Raw genomic sequence first — 15,048 nt, 5'->3', positions numbered from 1 at the left:
CGCGTCGCATTGCCGCCGTGCGGCCGTCATAAACGATGCGCATATCGGGAGGGAGGAGGCCTGATCATGCAGGTCGGACACGCTGTAGCGGCGCTTTGGCTGTTCTGGGTGGTATCCTGGATCCTTGCCGCTGGCTGGGCAGACCCAGCGCAAAAGCGCGCCGATCTCAAGTCGGAGGCGCGTTATCGGGTCCTTTGGCTCGCCGGCACCATCCTGCTGTTCGTGCCGGCGCACGGCTATGCCGGCAGGCTGCGGCTGTGGACGCCGACGCTTGCCGAAGCCTGGATCTGCGTCGCCCTGATCGCCATCGGCATCGCTTTCGCCTGGTGGGCGCGCCTGCATCTCGGCCGCTTGTGGTCGGCAAATGTCACCGCCAAGGCTGATCATCGCGTCGTCGATACCGGCCCCTATGGCCTGGTCCGCCACCCGATCTACACCGGACTGCTGCTGTCCGTCCTGGCGACCATGGCCGTCAAGGGCACGGTCTGGGGCATCGCCGGCGCCGCGCTGTTGCTCGTCGGCGTCGTCGTCAAGGCGCGGTTGGAAGAGAGCTTCCTGCGCGGCGAGCTTGGCCCGGCCTATGACGACTACGCCAGGCGCGTGCCGATGCTGGTGCCCTTCGCGCCGGCTTAAAGCATCCTGAGCAGCGCGCCGCCGATCGAATAGCCGGCGCCGAAGGCGCAGATCAGGCCGAAATCGCCGGCCTTCATGTCGGCATGGTTCTCCGACAGCGCCACGATCGCGCCGGCCCCGGCGGTGTTGCCGAGCCGCTCCAGCACCATCGGCGCGCGGTCATGGTCGACGTCGTGACCGAAGGACAGTTTCAGGATCATCGCATTCATGCGCGCATTGGCCTGATGCAGCCAGAAGCGGCGGATGCCTGCCGGCGTCAGCCCGTGCTCGGCCAGGAACTCGACGATGAATTTCTGGCCGGCGACGGTGACTTCCTTGAACACCTTGTTGCCGACCTGCTTGATGAGGTTGCCTTCCAGGTTGATCATGTAGGGATCGTTCTGGGCGGTGCGCGTGTAATAGCCGAGATTGGTGCGGATGTTGTTCGACATCTGCGTCCAGGTGCGCGTGTCGAGCACCTCGAAACGTCCTGGCCGCTTCTCGCCTTGCGCCAGCCCCTCGACGACCATGGCGACCGAGGCGTCGCCGAAGATGAAATGCGTCTGCCGGTCGCGGAAGTTGAGATGCCCGGTGATGATCTCCGGCGTCGACACCAGGATGCGCTTGTGCGCCCCTGCCCTCACCAGGTTGACCGCGACATGCAGCGCCGCCGCGGCGGAAGAGCAGCCAAGCCCCATGTCGAAGCCGGCGCCCCTGGTTCCCAGCGCCTCCTGCATCTCGATGGCGATGGCCGGATAGGGCCGCTGATGGTGCGAGGCCGAGCAGATCACCAGGTCGATGTCCGACCCGTCGACCCCGGCATGGGCAAGCGCCTTCCTGGCCGAGGCGAGGCCGAACTCCGCCTCCAATGACAACGCGTCGTCTGGCCGCGCCGGAATGCGCGGCGACATGCGGGTCGGGTCGAGGATGCCCTCGCGCTCGATCACATGGCGGCTTCTCACGCCGGAGGCATGGACGATGAAGTCGCTGTCCGATTTCTGCAAAAGCGGCTCGCCGGTGTCGGCGCGGCGCGCATTCTCGGTATCGACCCAGCTGTTGAAGCTTGCGACCAGCTCTTCATTGGTGATGACGGGTTCAGGGATTTCGGCACCGATGCCGCTGATGATGACGCGATGCATGTCCAATCCGTCCGAGGGGGCGCCAAGTTGTGCCGAGGCGAGGCGCTACACTTGTCGCATTTGCCCGGTTTATTCCAGCTTAATTCGACAACCACCGCTGGCATTCAGGTGGTGGATGCTCAAGCGCGCTTGGCCACGATGAAGATGCGCGGGAAGCGCAGCAGCACCTTGCCGGTAGCCGTTTTCGGATAGGCTTTGGCGATCTTGGCGGTGTAGTTGGAGAGAAACAGCTTCTTCTCGTCCGCGTCGAGCGGATCGAGGAAGGGCTTCAGCCCCGTCGCCTCGACCCATTCGACGATCGCCTCGGCATCGGCCAGCGGATGGTTGTAGATGGTGTGCCAGATGTCGAGCCGGTCGGCGAGCGGCGACAGAAGATCGTAGTAGAAGGAAACCGGCGGCAGCGGCCCGCGCGCCGCGCCCTCGAGCTTCGCCGAGAACGGCATCTCGGCCGCCGTATCGCGCATCAACTGGTGCGACGGCTCGCCGAGATTGTCGGGCATCTGGATGGCGAGGGCGCCGCCTGGCGCCAGCAATCCCGTCAGCCGCTGGAACACCGCCGGATGCTCCGGCAGCCATTGGAAGACGGCATTGGCGAAGATGACGTCGACGGCATGCTCGGGCTGCCATCCGGCGGCGTCCGCCAGCTCGAAATTGACATTCGGCAGCCGCGCCCGCGCCTTCTCGATCATGTCGGGCGAAGTATCGAAACCAAGCACCTCGGCGTCCGGCCAGCGCTCGACCAGAAGCTCGGTGGAATTGCCCGGACCGCAGCCGATATCGACGACGCGGCGCGGAAAATCGACCGGCACCTGCGCCACCAGGTCCCGCGCGGGCCGCGTGCGCTCATCCTCGAATTTGAGATATTGGGCGGCGGACCAGTCAGCCATGTGAGAGAACCTTGCTTTGTTCGCCGCCCTTGGGGACTGATCCTACCGCGTCAGGCGCTTGTGGGTCATGCGGTGCGGAGTCGCCGCTTCGGCGCCCAGGCGGCGCAGCTTGTCCTTCTCATATTCCTCGAAATTGCCTTCGAACCATTCGACATGAGCGTCGCCTTCGAAGGCGAGCATGTGGGTGGCCATGCGGTCGAGGAACATGCGGTCGTGGCTGATGATGACGGCGCAGCCGGCATAGGCTTCGAGCGCGTCTTCCAGAGCGCCCAGCGTCTCGGTGTCGAGGTCGTTGGTCGGTTCGTCGAGCAGAAGAACATTGCCGCCGCCTTTCAGCATCTTGGCCAGGTGGACGCGGTTGCGCTGGCCGCCCGACAGGTTGCCGACCTTCTGCTGCTGGTCGCCGCCGCGGAAGTTGAAGGACGAGCAGTAGGCGCGGCTGTTGACCTCGTGCTTGCCGAGCTTGATGACTTCGGCGCCGCCGGAAATCTCTTCCCATACCGTCTTGTTCGCATCGAGCGCGTCGCGGCTCTGGTCGACATAGCCGAGCCGCACCGTCTCGCCCTTGCGGATCGAGCCGGCATCCGGTGTTTCCTGGCCCGTGATCATCTTGAACAGCGTCGTCTTGCCGGCGCCGTTCGGGCCGATGACGCCGACGATGCCGCCCGGCGGCAGCTTGAACGACAGGTTCTCGATCAGGAGCTCGTCGCCGAAGCCCTTGTTGAGGCCTTCGACCTCGATGACGAGATTGCCGAGGCGCTCGCTCGACGGGATGACGATCTGCGTGTCGGTCGGCTTGCGGTTCTGCGACTGCTCGACAAGTTCCTCATAGGCCTTGATACGCGCCTTGGACTTGGTCTGGCGCGCCTTGGGCGAGGACTGGATCCACTCGCGCTCGCGCCAGATCGACTTCTGGCGGGCGTCGTCCTCGCGGCCTTCCTGGATCAGGCGCTTGGCCTTGGCGTCGAGATATTTGGTGTAATTGCCCTCGTAAGGGATGCCGCGGCCGCGATCGAGCTCGAGAATCCAGCCGGTCACGTTGTCCAGGAAGTAGCGGTCGTGGGTGATGATCAGCACCGAGCCCGGATAGTCGCGCAGATGCTTTTCCAGCCATTGCGTGGTCTCGGCGTCGAGATGGTTGGTCGGCTCGTCGAGCAGCAAGAGGTCGGGCTGCTCGAGCAGCAGCCGGCACAGCGCCACGCGGCGGCGCTCGCCGCCCGACAGGTTGGTCACTTCGGAGTCAGGTGGCGGACACTGCAGCGCGTCCATCGCCATCTCGACCTGCTGCTCGAGGTCCCACAGGTTCAGGCGATCCATCTCGTCCTGGAGCTTGGCCGACTCGTCCGCCGTCTCGTCGGAATAATTCATCATCAGCTCGTTATAGCGCTCGATGATGGCGGTCTTCCTGGCGACGCCGTCCATGACGTTCTCGCGCACGGTCTTGGTGTTGTCGAGCTGCGGCTCCTGCGCCAGATAGCCGACGGTGGCGCCCTCGGCCAGCCATGCCTCGCCCTGGAACTCCTTGTCGAGCCCGGCCATGATGCGCAGGATCGTCGACTTGCCCGAGCCGTTGGGGCCGAGAATGCCGATCTTGGCATCCGGATAGAAGGACAGGTGAACGTTATCGAGCACCTTCTTGGTGCCATAGGCCTTCGACAGGCCGGACATGTGATAGATGAACTGGCGAGCCACGCGCGCTTTCCCTGGAAACTGAAGTGTCAAGGTGGATGGGGGTTGGGCGCTATGTAGGCGATGAAGCGTCGAACGGCAATCGCTTTCGGCGCGAAACGCGCCAATCCGCGCGGATTCGCCGGTTTGCGGTGCCCAAATTCACTCAGGGCTTTTTCGCCGCTCTCGCGATCGTGCGAAATCAGAGCTTAACCATTCGCCTTCAAAACGATGTCAGGTTGGGAAATCGCGGCCATGCTGCGGTTTCGGGGAAGGATCGGATCGACGACGTGCTGAACGGTGCCCTGCTCCTTGCCGAAGCGGTTCTCTATTTCGGCGCCATGGTCACGCTTTTCCGTTTCCGGCGCCGCATCGGGCTTGGCGTGTTCATCTGCGCGCTCGGCGTCATGCATTTCCTCGAAACCTACCTTGCCAGCGTCTTCTATGTCGCGCTGCCGTTCGGGCTGGTGTCGCCGGGCTCCGCCGTGCTCTTCTCCGGCAAGCTCGTCATGCTGCTTCTGCTCTACATGAAGGAAGATGCGGCGACGGTTCGCCAGCCGATCTACGGCCTGCTGCTTGGCAACGCCGTGATGATCGGGCTGGTGCTGGTCCTGCGCCTGCACGCGATCGCTCCACTTCCAAGCGGCAAGCTTCCCGACATCGCCTTCATCGACGAGATGGGTTGGCTGATGGTCTGGGGCACCTCGCTGCTCTTCGTCGACTCCATCCTGATCATCCTGCTCTACGAGAAGCTCGGCAGCTATCTGCGCGCTAGGCCATTCATGCGCATCCTCGCATCGGTCGCCTGCGTGCTCACCTTCGATCAGGCCGGCTTCTTCACCGCGCTGCATTTCGTCGCCGGCGCGCCGCTCGAGGTCTTCTTCGGCGGCTGGTTCGCAAAGATGGGCGCCGCGCTTGCCTATAGCGGCATGCTCGTCGCCTATCTGAAATGGGTCGAAGACCACGATGTCGCTGTGCCGCGCGGCCTCTCCGACATTTTCGACGCCCTCACCTATCGCGAACGCTACGAAGCGCTGATCAAATATGTCGGCCGCGACGGCCTCACCGGCCTGCTGCATCGCGGCAGTTTCGATGCCGACGGCGAGTCCGCGGTGTCGTCCGCCATCAGGATGGGCAAGCCGCTCAGCCTGCTCATTGTCGACGTCGACCATTTCAAGTCGATCAACGACAGCTTCGGTCATGCCGAGGGCGACAAGGTGCTGAAATCGATGGCTGCCCTGCTGGCCGAGACCGTCGGCGGCAACGATCAGGTGTTCCGCATCGGCGGCGAGGAATTCGCCGTGCTGACGCAACAGTCGCACGCGCCGGCCAGGCTGCTCGGCGAGACTATCAGGAACGCCACGAAGACCTCGGCGCATACCGGCCGCTACAACATCACCGTGAGTGCCGGCGTCTCCACCGTCAGCGAGACGACGCGCTGTCTTGCCGACATTTTCGCGCTGGCCGACCAGCGCCTCTACAAGGCGAAGTTGAGCGGCCGCGACCGCGTGGTCGGCGAACCTGGCAGCGAGGCTGTCATCCTGCAGGCGGCCTCCCGATCAGCCTGACAAAGAACGGGCTGACCAAAATTCTCGCCTATTGAAAACCGATCGCGTCGACCGTGCCCTTCGGGCAGCCGGCCTTGGCTGTCGGCGCAGACGCCATCAGGAGATCGGCCAGCTTGCTGTCCGGGCCGATCGGACCGGACAGGCCGAGCGTGATCTCGCCGATCATACGCCTGCCGCTCGACGGGTCGACCAGACAGGACACGCGTACGCGATCCCCGGCGCCGGGACCGAAAGCCTGGTTGAAGGCGCCGCGGATCGCATCCGACGTCAGCTGCTTACCGATGTTCTTGTTGAACAGATCGCGCACCGCCGAGGCGTTCACCGCCCGCATCAGGTTCAGCGCGTCGGAGAAATAGTCCTGCTGGTTCTTGCCGTAGCAGGTGCCGTGCTTGATCCATTCGTGGCGCTCGAGCCTGGACGCCGTGCCCGGCATCACCTGGTCGAGCTCGGCACGCGTCTTTGCGTCGAGCTCGACCGGCGGCAGGTCTCCCCAATGCGCCGGATTGTCATTGGCCTTGTCGTTCGCCGAGACCTGGCAATAGAAATTGCCGTTCGGCTGCGGCCACAGCCCATGCAGCGTGAAGTGCGAGGCATCGAACTCGCTCGGGCTCTGTGCCTTGCATTCGGGCTTGCTCGCCTTCGTCTCGCAGAAAGCCGGCTGCCAGCTCAGCGCAAAGACATATTCGGGTTTTCCGGAGGCTGACGGCGACGGTTTGGCCTGGCCGGAAGGCGCCGGCATGGTCGCAGCGCTGCCGCCGCTGACATGACCGCAGCTGATCTTCACCCAGCGCCGCTCTGGGTCGGCGCCCGGCACCTGGATAAGGTAGTGCGTGGGCTCGTCCTTGTTGCCGGCAAGAAGGTCGTAGCTTTTGCCGGCTTCGGTCGAGATGTTGCCGGGGTTCTTGCCGCTTTTGATGGCCTGCGTCGCCGGGCAGGCGCTGTCGGCAACGAACGTGCCGCTCATCTTCACGTCGGCATGCGCCACCCCGGCGCCGGCCAGCGCCAGCACCATCGAACCCCATAATGCCCAAACCCGCATCCCGCTCTCCTGGCGATCATTGAACCGTATTGGATACGTCACACTAGAACAGTCGACGTGTCAGAATTGCGATCTTTTTCGCCGCTCGAAAAAACAATCCCCAGCTGAGCGCTTCCCATTGGCATGTTCGCAAGCGCGCTCATCCTCTTGACGCCGGCAAACGCCGCGCCCAACAGTCGCCGAGGGAGCGACACATGCCATTCGACAGAATGACCAGCCTGGCCTCACCGACCGGGGCCGACCTCAACCTCTATGTGAAACACGCGGAGGCGAAGCCACGCGCCGTGGTCCAGATCAACCATGGACTGGCCGAGCACGCGGCGCGTTATGCCCGCTTTGCCGATTATCTCGCGCCGCGCGGATTCCACGTCTATGCCCACGATCATCGCGGCCATGGCGCGACGAAGGCGTCCGACGCGCCGCTCGGCAAATTCGCCGATAGCGACGGCATCGCCAAGGTGATCGCCGATGTCGACGCCGTTCGCGACCTGATCGCGGCCGAGCATCCCGGCTTGCCGGTGATCGCCTTCGGACATTCGCTGGGCGCCTCGGTGGCGCTGAACTTTGTCCTGCGCCATTCCGGGCGTGTCCATGCCGCCGCGATCTGGAACGGCAATTTCTCGCAGGGCCGGCTCGGGCAACTGGCGCTTGGCATTCTAGGCTGGGAGCGGATGCGGCTCGGCTCCGACGTGCCGTCGCGGCTTCTGCCCAAGCTCACCTTCCAGGCTTGGGGCAAGGCGGTGCCAAATCACCGGACCCTGTTCGACTGGCTGTCGCGCGACCCGGTCGAGGTCGACAAATATATCGCCGACCCGCTCTGCGGCTGGGATGCGTCGGTCTCGATGTGGCGCGACGTAGTCGACATGGCGCTTTACGCCGGCAAGGATTCCAGCTTCACCGGCGTCCGCCGCGATCTCTTCATCAACCTTGTCGGTGGCGAGAAGGACCCTGCGTCGGACTACGGCAAGGCGGTCCATCACCTGGCAACGCGCATGCAGGCAATGGGCTTTTCGAATCTGGTTTCAAAGGTTTACCCGGAAACCCGCCATGAAAGCCTGAACGAGATCAATCGCGATGCCGTCATGAATGATTTCGTCGCTTGGGCGGACAGCGTGCTGAAATCCTGATCCGGCTTGGCCCACTGCAAGGGCCGTGACAGGTGCGGCTGCTGTTGATAGAGCCTGCGTTTCCGACCCCATTACGGTGATCCATGGCCGAACCTCCGCTGAAAGGCATCCGCGTTATCGAGCTCGCCCGCATCCTGGCCGGTCCCTGGGCCGGGCAATTGCTCGCCGATCTCGGCGCCGATGTCATCAAGGTCGAGAGCCCCGATGGCGGCGACGACACCCGCAAATGGGGTCCGCCCTTCGTCATGAGCCATGACGGCGAGAACCTGTCGGCCGCCTATTACCACTCCTGCAATCGCGGCAAGCGTTCCATCGCCGTCGATTTCTCCAAGCCCGAGGGTGCCGAGACGCTGCGCAAGCTGGTCACTACCGCCGACGTGCTGATCGAGAATTTCAAGCTCGGCGGCCTGAAGAAATACGGCCTCGATTACGAGAGCCTGAAGGCGATCAATCCGCGCCTCGTCTATTGCTCGATCACCGGCTTTGGCCAGGACGGTCCCTACGCGCCGCGCGCCGGCTACGATTTCATCATCCAGGCCATGGCCGGCATGATGTCGATCACCGGCGAGCCCGGCCGCGAGCCGCAGAAGGCCGGCGTCGCCATCTCGGATCTCTTTACCGGCCTCTATTCGGTGATCGCCATCCAGGCGGCACTTCGCCACGCCGAAAAGACCGGCGAAGGCCAGCACATCGACATGGCGCTCTACGACAGTCAGATCTCGGCGCTCGGCAACCAGAACCTCAACTATCTGATTTCCGGCAAGTCGCCGGTGCAGATGGGCAATGCGCATATGAACATCGCCCCTTACGAGGTGCTGCCGGTCAGGGACGGCCACATCATCCTGGCGGTCGGCAATGACGGCCAGTTCGGCAAGTTCTGCGCGGCGGTCGGGCTGACCGATCTGCCCGCCAATCCGGATTTCGCCACCAATCCCGCCCGCGTCGCCAATCGCGCCAAGCTGCGCGAGCTGATCATCGCGACGCTGAGCACCTGGGACCGCGATCCGCTGTTGGCGAAGCTCGACGCTGCCGGTGTGCCGGCAAGCCCGATCAACACCATTGGCCAGATGTTCGACGACCCACAGACCATCGCGCGCGGCATGCGGCTCGATCTCGACGACGGCCACGGCAATCGCCTGCCTTCGGTGCGCGCGCCGATGGTGATGTCGGGCACGCCGCTCGTCTATGAACGCCCCTCGCCGCGCCTTGGCGAGCACACGGACGAAATCCTTGCCGAATTGGAGAGAGCAAAATGAAGACCGGCGGACAACTGATCGTCGAGGCGCTGGAAGCGAACGGCACCGACCGCATCTTCTGCGTTCCGGGCGAATCCTATCTCGCCGTCCTCGACGCGCTGCATGACTCTTCGATCCGCACCATCGTCTGCCGCCAGGAAGGGGGTGCTGCGATGATGGCCGACTGCCAGGGAAGGCTGACCGGCAAGCCCGGCATCTGCTTCGTCACCCGCGGCCCCGGCGCCACCAACGCTTCGGCCGGCGTCCACATCGCCATGCAGGATTCTGTGCCGATGATCCTGTTCATCGGCCAGGTCGCCAGCCACGCCAAGGAGCGCGAGGCCTTCCAGGAAGTCGATTACAAGCGCTTCTTCGGCGACATCGCCAAATGGGTGGTCGAGATCGACGACGCCGCGCGCATTCCAGAATTCGTGACCCGTGCCTTCGCCGTCGCAACCTCCGGCCGTCCCGGCCCGGTGGTCATCTCGCTGCCGGAAGACATGCTGACCGACGAGGTCGAGGCGCCGGAAGCGCTCCCGCACACGCCGGTCGAGACGCGTCCCGGTGAAGCCGAGCTCCACGCGCTGGAGATGTTGCTGAGCAACGCCAAGCGGCCGTTCGTCATTCTCGGCGGCACGCGCTGGAACGAGGAAGCGGTGGCGCATATGCGCCAGATCGCCGAGACCTGGTCACTGCCGGTCGGCTGCTCCTTCCGGCGCCAGATGCTGTTCGACCATCTGCATGCGAATTACGCCGGCGATGTCGGCATCGGCATCAATCCCAAGCTGGCGGAGCGGATCAAGCAGGCCGACGTCGTGCTTTTGATCGGCGGCCGCCTGGGCGAGATGCCGTCTTCCGACTACACGCTGCTGAAGAGCCCCTACCCCGATCAGGCACTGGTGCATGTTCATGCCGATGCCGGCGAGCTCGGCCGCGTCTACCGGCCGACGATAGCGATTAACGCGTCGCCCGCCGCTTTTGTCGAGGCTTTCGCCAGGCGCAAGCCAACGGCCAAGCCTGCCTGGGTGGCCGAGACGGAAAAGGCGCACGCCGCCTATCTCGAATGGTCGACGCCGCCGCAGACCGGCCCGGGCGCCGTCCAGATGGGCCCGATCATGGACTACCTCGGAAAGGTTCTGCCGGAAGATGCCATCCTCACCAATGGCGCCGGCAACTATGCCACCTGGGTGCATCGCTTCTACCGCTCGCGCCGCTTCGGCACGCAGGCGGCGCCCACGTCCGGCTCGATGGGCTACGGCACGCCCGCGGCGGTCGCCGCCAAGTCGCTGTTCCCGGATCGCACTGTGGTTGCCTTCGCCGGCGACGGCTGCTTCCTGATGAACGGCCAGGAGTTCGCGACGGCTGTCCAGTATGACCTGCCGATCGTCGTGATCGTCGTCAACAACGGCATTTACGGCACGATCCGCATGCATCAGGAGCGGGAATATCCAAGCCGCGTCGTCGCCACCACCCTCAAGAACCCTGACTTCGCGGCGCTCGCCCGCGCCTATGGCGGCCATGGCGAGACGGTGGAAAAAACCGCCGACTTCGCGCCGGCCTTCGAGCGCGCGCGCGCCAGCGGCAAGCCGGCGATCGTCGAGATCAAGCTCGATCCCGAAGCGATCACGCCGACCCGCACGCTGACGCAGATCCGCAACAAGGCGTAAGGCAGCCTGCTGCCTTTCTGCCGGCTGCACGACAAAAGCGGCGGTGAACCGCCCCTTTTGCGTCTTTACATCGCCTTCTCGATCTGGCCGCGGATCTCACCGTCCTTGTTCTTGGCGGTGTGGACGTTGACGTAGTATTTGCCGGCTTCCAGATCGGCTGCCTGCGCGTCGGTCAACGTCGCCGATCCCTTGATCGGACTCTTCAGCTTCTTGAACGGGATGACCGGGTCCGCGTTTGCGCCCATATCCGCCGGGCCGTGGATGTGGGCGGCCACGGCAGGCCCGCTAAGGCCGGAATATTTGACGTTCCAGCTGAGCTTCTTGCTTGTGGTGTCGAAGGTGAGCGTGGCGGTTCCCTTGCCCTTGGTGGTGACGGGCGGGCTCTGCTGACTGCCGTCGAGCGTCGCCTTGTACTTCACCATCTCGGCCAAGGCCGGCGATGCAAGAAGGAAGGCGGTCGAAACGGCCAAGGCCGAAAGCATCGGCACGGATAGGATGCGCATGAAGAACCTCCGTTGATTGCAGCATCCTTCGCGGCTCCCCGGCGCGCGGATGCGCCAATCAACGGCTGAGCGGCCCGATGTATCCCGGCGCACACGGTTATTTTACCGCGGGGCAACGAGAAAGGGGCGGTCGCCCGCCCCTTTCCGACTTCCGCGCTAGAGCGGAGCTTACTTGATCGCCTTGTCGGTGATCGCGGTCGTGTAGGCGCCGCTCGCTTCCTTGCTGATGATCTTCTGGTCGAGCAGCGCCTTGGCGGTGCGCTCGTAAGCGGCCGGGATCAGCTTGCCGTCGGCATTGTCGACCAGCTTGGCCACTTCCTTCATCATGAACTTCTGGTGGTTCTCATCCTGGCCGCCGGCGTCCACGACGATCTCGGCCGCCTCGTCGGTGTTCTCCGTGGCGTATTTCCAACCCTTCATCGAGGCGCGCACGAAGCGCACCATCTTGTCCTCGAAGGCTGGGTCCTTGAGCTTGTCCTCGAGCGTGTAGAGCCCGTCCTCCAGAAGGTCGTTGCCCATCGCGGAGTAGTTGAACACGACCAGGTCTTCCGGCTTGTAGCCGGCGTCCAGCACCTGACCGTATTCATTATAAGTCATCACCGAGATGCAGTCGGCTTGCTTCTGGATCAGCGGCTGCACGTCAAAACTCTGCTTGAGCACGGTCACGCCGTCGGGGCCGCCATCGGTCTTGAGGCCGATCTTGTTCATCCAGGCGTAGAACGGATATTCGTTGCCGAAGAACCAGACGCCCAGCGTATGACCCTTGAAGTCGGCTTCCGTCTTGATCGGGCCGTTCTTGGGGCAGACCAGTTCCATGCCCGCCTTCTTGAACGGCTGGGCGATGTTGACCAGCATCACGCCTTTGTCGCGGGCCGCGAGCGCGCCGCCCATCCAGTCGACGATGACGTCGGCGCCGCCGCCGGCGATCACCTGCTCGGGCGCAATGTCCGGGCCGCCCGGCTTGATGTCGACGTCGAGACCTTCGGCGTCATAGAAGCCCTTGGCCTTGGCGACATAATAGCCGGCGAACTGGGCCTGCGTGACCCATTTCAATTGCAGTGTCACCTTGTCGGCGGCCATCGCCTGGAAGGCGGCCAGCGACATGGCGCCGGCCAGAGCAGAAATCAGCAGTCTTTTCATCTTATTACCCTCTGAAGTTAGCACCCAAACCCACCGCCCCTATCCACCTCGGACAGAGGGATGCCAAAACGTGACGGCTCTCTCGATGAGAGCGACCACGCCATAAAAGACCGAACCCGCCAGTGCTGCAACTGCGATTTCGGCCCACACCATGTCGATGTTCATCCGCCCGACTTCAGTCGAGATGCGGAATCCCATGCCGACCACTGGCGTTCCGAAGAACTCCGCGACGATGGCGCCGATCAGCGCCAGCGTCGAGTTGATCTTCAGCGCGTTGAAGATGAACGGCATGGCCGCCGGCAGCCTGAGCTTGAGCAGCGTCGGCCAGTAGCCCGATGCATAAGTGCGCATCAGGTCGCGTTCCATATGTCCGGATGCGGCAAGCCCCGCGACGGTGTTCACCAGCATCGGGAAGAAGGTCATGATGATGACCACCGCGGCTTTGGACGGCCAGTCGAAGCCAAACCACATGACCATGATGGGCGCGACACCGATGATCGGCAGCGCCGAAACCATATTGCCGATCGGCAGCAGCCCGCGCCGCAGGAACGGCACGCGGTCGGCGAGGATGGCGACGGTGAAGCCGGCGAGATTGCCGACGATGTAGCCGATGAGCACCGCCTTGAAGATCGTCTGCCGCACATCCGACCCCAGGATCGGCAGAGAGTTGGCGATGCGCGCGCCGATGGCGCTTGGCGGCGGCAAAAGAATGAAGGGGATGCCGGCGCCGCGCGTCACCGCCTCCCAGATGATCAGGATCCAGGCGCCGAAGATCGCCGGGATGATCAGGCGCAGCGCGTTTCTCGCGACGCTCCCGCTCGGACGCAACCAGGAGAGCAAGGCAACGCAGCGCCAGGCCAGCAGCCAGGCCGCGGCAAGCAGCAGGAAATACGGCGCCAGCGCCGTGCCCTCGAAACCGGCTATGCCCTTGATCAAGAGCCAGGCTGCGGCATGGGCGCCGACGAAGAGCACGATGGCCTCGACGATCGGGGTGAGCTTCACCATCGAGACCAGCGCCGCAATGAGCAGCAGCCCGATGATCAGCCCCTTCGCGCCCATATAGGGATAGGCCAGCGTTGCGGCCGGCTCCGCCAGCGCGGCTGCCTCCGGCTTCGTCATTGCGCCAAGCGCAAAGGCGATGAGACAAAGCAGGATTGCCAGCACCGATTGCCATGATGGCTTCAGCCAATTCATGCCGGCCTCCCGCCCATGGCGCGGTCGACCAGGCGTCCGGCGATGCCCACGACCATCACCAGCAGCGCCGCGACGACGGACCCCGCGACCAGCGCCGACCAGATATCGATGGTCTGGCTGTAATAGGCGCCAGCAAGCAGCTTCGCGCCGATGCCGGCGACCGCACCCGTCGGCAATTCGCCGACGATGGCGCCGACGAGGCTTGCCGCCACCGCCACCTTCATCGAGGTGAACAGGAACGGCACCGAAGCCGGTACCCTGAGCTTCCAGAAGGTCTGCGAGGCGCTGGCGTTATACGTATGCATCAGGTCGAGATGCATGATCTCGGGTGAGCGCAGGCCCTTCACCATGCCGACGGCGACCGGAAAGAACGACAGATAGGTCGAGATCAGCGCCTTAGGGATCAGGCCGGTGATGCCGATCGCGGCCAGCACCACGATGATCATCGGCGCCACCGCCAGGATCGGAATGGTCTGCGAAGCAATGATCCACGGCATCAGGCTGCGGTCGAGCGTCGCCACATGCACGATACCCACCGCAATGACGATACCGAGCGCCGTGCCGAAGGCAAACCCGAGCAACGTAGAGGACAGCGTCACCCAGGCGTTGTAGACCAGGCTGCGGTTCGAGGTGACGGACCGCAGGAAGGTATTTTCGAAGAAATTCACCGCCACCTGATGCGGCGCCGGCAGCGTCGGCTTCGGCTGCGCCAGCGTCTTGCCGATGAATTCGACGGCGCCGGGGGTTTCCTTGGCTCTGGCGTCGAGATCGCGCTGGAACGGCGCGTTGAGGATGACGGCGAAGACGTACCAGAGCACCACCACGCCGGCGAGGATGCTGGTGACGGGGATGATTTTCGAGCGGAAGGTGTCCATCTAGCGCTGCCCTTCTCCTCTCCCCCACGGGGAGAGGGTGGCCGGAGCGAAGCGAAGGCCGGGCACGTTCGACTGGAGTGCTGCGGCGCGGGTATTTTTCGTCATCCTAGGGCGGAGCAAGGAGCGAAGCGACGCGGCGCAGACCCTAGGATCCATTCCGTTACTTCTGAGCTCCGCAACGTTCCAGAATACAGCTCCCTGCGCCACGCTCTGCTCGTCGGGTATTCTGAGCCGCTTACGCCCTTCGACCAGCATTACGGAATGGATCCTAGGGTCTGCGCTCCGCTTCGCGTCGCTACGCCCTAGGATGACGAAATCGCGATGGCCGGCTTCCTTAACACGCGGGGTGGCGCGCCTGTTCCGCCCTAGGATGACGAAGGCGCGAGTGGCCGTC

The 15,048-nt window shown here is 64.0% G+C and carries 13 protein-coding genes; 5 read left to right on the top strand and 8 right to left on the bottom strand.

Annotated features, from left to right (window positions below; genetic code table 11):
• The first annotated feature begins 66 nt into the window (after positions 1–66).
• Positions 67–633, top strand: coding sequence for an isoprenylcysteine carboxylmethyltransferase family protein (locus CK219_RS22605; protein WP_095768968.1), 567 nt, complete (start codon positions 67–69; stop codon positions 631–633).
• Here the strand turns inward: CK219_RS22605 and CK219_RS22600 are convergent.
• From CK219_RS22600 to ettA, 3 genes are all read right to left on the bottom strand, one after another.
• Positions 630–1,751 (bottom strand): beta-ketoacyl-ACP synthase III, encoded by a 1,122-nt coding sequence (locus CK219_RS22600; protein ID WP_095768967.1) that lies wholly within the window; start codon positions 1,749–1,751, stop codon positions 630–632. The two genes, CK219_RS22605 and CK219_RS22600, sit on opposite strands and share 4 nt — an antisense overlap.
• A 119-nt stretch (positions 1,752–1,870) precedes the next feature.
• Complete coding sequence (tam, locus tag CK219_RS22595) at positions 1,871–2,638, bottom strand: trans-aconitate 2-methyltransferase (protein ID WP_095768966.1); 768 nt, start codon at positions 2,636–2,638, stop codon at positions 1,871–1,873.
• 42 nt (positions 2,639–2,680) lie between these two features.
• Positions 2,681–4,330, bottom strand: coding sequence for an energy-dependent translational throttle protein EttA (gene ettA, locus CK219_RS22590; RefSeq protein ID WP_095768965.1), 1,650 nt, complete (start codon positions 4,328–4,330; stop codon positions 2,681–2,683).
• Positions 4,331–4,596: 266 nt separating this feature from the next.
• Here ettA and CK219_RS22585 point away from each other — a divergent pair, with 266 nt between their 5' ends.
• The gene (locus CK219_RS22585; protein WP_095769028.1) at positions 4,597–5,874 is read left to right on the top strand and encodes a GGDEF domain-containing protein; all 1,278 of its coding nucleotides are present in this window, start codon (positions 4,597–4,599) and stop codon (positions 5,872–5,874) included.
• Between the two features lie 28 nt (positions 5,875–5,902).
• Here the strand turns inward: CK219_RS22585 and CK219_RS22580 are convergent, their stop codons facing one another.
• A complete protein-coding gene (locus CK219_RS22580) occupies positions 5,903–6,913 on the bottom strand; it encodes a ribonuclease (protein WP_095768964.1) in 1,011 nt (336 codons plus the stop codon).
• 194 nt (positions 6,914–7,107) lie between these two features.
• On the opposite strand from CK219_RS22580, the gene CK219_RS22575 reads away from it, so the two are divergent.
• From CK219_RS22575 to CK219_RS22565, 3 genes are all read left to right on the top strand, one after another.
• Entirely contained in the window at positions 7,108–8,040 is a 933-nt protein-coding gene (locus tag CK219_RS22575; protein WP_095768963.1) for an alpha/beta hydrolase, read from the top strand.
• Between the two features lie 83 nt (positions 8,041–8,123).
• On the top strand, positions 8,124–9,296 hold the full coding sequence (locus tag CK219_RS22570; protein ID WP_095768962.1) for a CaiB/BaiF CoA-transferase family protein: 1,173 nt from the start codon (positions 8,124–8,126) through the stop codon (positions 9,294–9,296).
• Entirely contained in the window at positions 9,293–10,942 is a 1,650-nt protein-coding gene (locus tag CK219_RS22565; RefSeq protein ID WP_095768961.1) for a thiamine pyrophosphate-binding protein, read from the top strand. Before CK219_RS22570 ends, CK219_RS22565 begins: the two co-directional genes overlap by 4 nt.
• 65 nt (positions 10,943–11,007) lie before the next feature.
• Here the strand turns inward: CK219_RS22565 and CK219_RS22560 are convergent, their stop codons facing one another.
• From CK219_RS22560 to CK219_RS22545, 4 genes are all read right to left on the bottom strand, one after another.
• Positions 11,008–11,445 carry a CHRD domain-containing protein gene (locus tag CK219_RS22560; RefSeq protein ID WP_095768960.1) on the bottom strand — a complete coding sequence of 146 codons (438 nt, stop codon included), beginning with the start codon at positions 11,443–11,445 and terminating at the stop codon, positions 11,008–11,010.
• 168 nt (positions 11,446–11,613) lie between these two features.
• Positions 11,614–12,585 (bottom strand): ABC transporter substrate-binding protein, encoded by a 972-nt coding sequence (locus CK219_RS22555; protein ID WP_095768959.1) that lies wholly within the window; start codon positions 12,583–12,585, stop codon positions 11,614–11,616.
• A 39-nt stretch (positions 12,586–12,624) separates the two neighbouring features.
• Positions 12,625–13,779 (bottom strand): ABC transporter permease, encoded by a 1,155-nt coding sequence (locus CK219_RS22550; RefSeq protein ID WP_095768958.1) that lies wholly within the window; start codon positions 13,777–13,779, stop codon positions 12,625–12,627.
• Complete coding sequence (locus CK219_RS22545) at positions 13,776–14,654, bottom strand: ABC transporter permease (protein WP_095768957.1); 879 nt, start codon at positions 14,652–14,654, stop codon at positions 13,776–13,778. Before CK219_RS22545 ends, CK219_RS22550 begins: the two co-directional genes overlap by 4 nt.
• Between the last annotated feature and the right edge of the window lie 394 nt (positions 14,655–15,048).

This window comes from Mesorhizobium sp. WSM4313, assembly GCF_002294725.1.
Taxonomy (GTDB): domain Bacteria; phylum Pseudomonadota; class Alphaproteobacteria; order Rhizobiales; family Rhizobiaceae; genus Mesorhizobium.
This window is presented reverse-complemented; position numbering and strand designations above follow the sequence as displayed.

What these genes read in the sequence shown, in the direction of transcription:
- CK219_RS22605 (WP_095768968.1), top strand. Translation starts at nt 67, where the DNA reads ATGCAGGTCGGACACGCTGTAGCGGCGCTTTGGCTGTTCTGGGTGGTA.
- CK219_RS22600 (WP_095768967.1), bottom strand. Translation starts at nt 1,751, where the DNA reads ATGCATCGCGTCATCATCAGCGGCATCGGTGCCGAAATCCCTGAACCC.
- tam (WP_095768966.1), bottom strand. Translation starts at nt 2,638, where the DNA reads ATGGCTGACTGGTCCGCCGCCCAATATCTCAAATTCGAGGATGAGCGC.
- CK219_RS22580 (WP_095768964.1), bottom strand. Translation starts at nt 6,913, where the DNA reads ATGCGGGTTTGGGCATTATGGGGTTCGATGGTGCTGGCGCTGGCCGGC.
- CK219_RS22575 (WP_095768963.1), top strand. Translation starts at nt 7,108, where the DNA reads ATGCCATTCGACAGAATGACCAGCCTGGCCTCACCGACCGGGGCCGAC.
- CK219_RS22570 (WP_095768962.1), top strand. Translation starts at nt 8,124, where the DNA reads ATGGCCGAACCTCCGCTGAAAGGCATCCGCGTTATCGAGCTCGCCCGC.
- CK219_RS22565 (WP_095768961.1), top strand. Translation starts at nt 9,293, where the DNA reads ATGAAGACCGGCGGACAACTGATCGTCGAGGCGCTGGAAGCGAACGGC.
- CK219_RS22560 (WP_095768960.1), bottom strand. Translation starts at nt 11,445, where the DNA reads ATGCGCATCCTATCCGTGCCGATGCTTTCGGCCTTGGCCGTTTCGACC.
- CK219_RS22555 (WP_095768959.1), bottom strand. Translation starts at nt 12,585, where the DNA reads ATGAAAAGACTGCTGATTTCTGCTCTGGCCGGCGCCATGTCGCTGGCC.
- CK219_RS22550 (WP_095768958.1), bottom strand. Translation starts at nt 13,779, where the DNA reads ATGAATTGGCTGAAGCCATCATGGCAATCGGTGCTGGCAATCCTGCTT.
- CK219_RS22545 (WP_095768957.1), bottom strand. Translation starts at nt 14,654, where the DNA reads ATGGACACCTTCCGCTCGAAAATCATCCCCGTCACCAGCATCCTCGCC.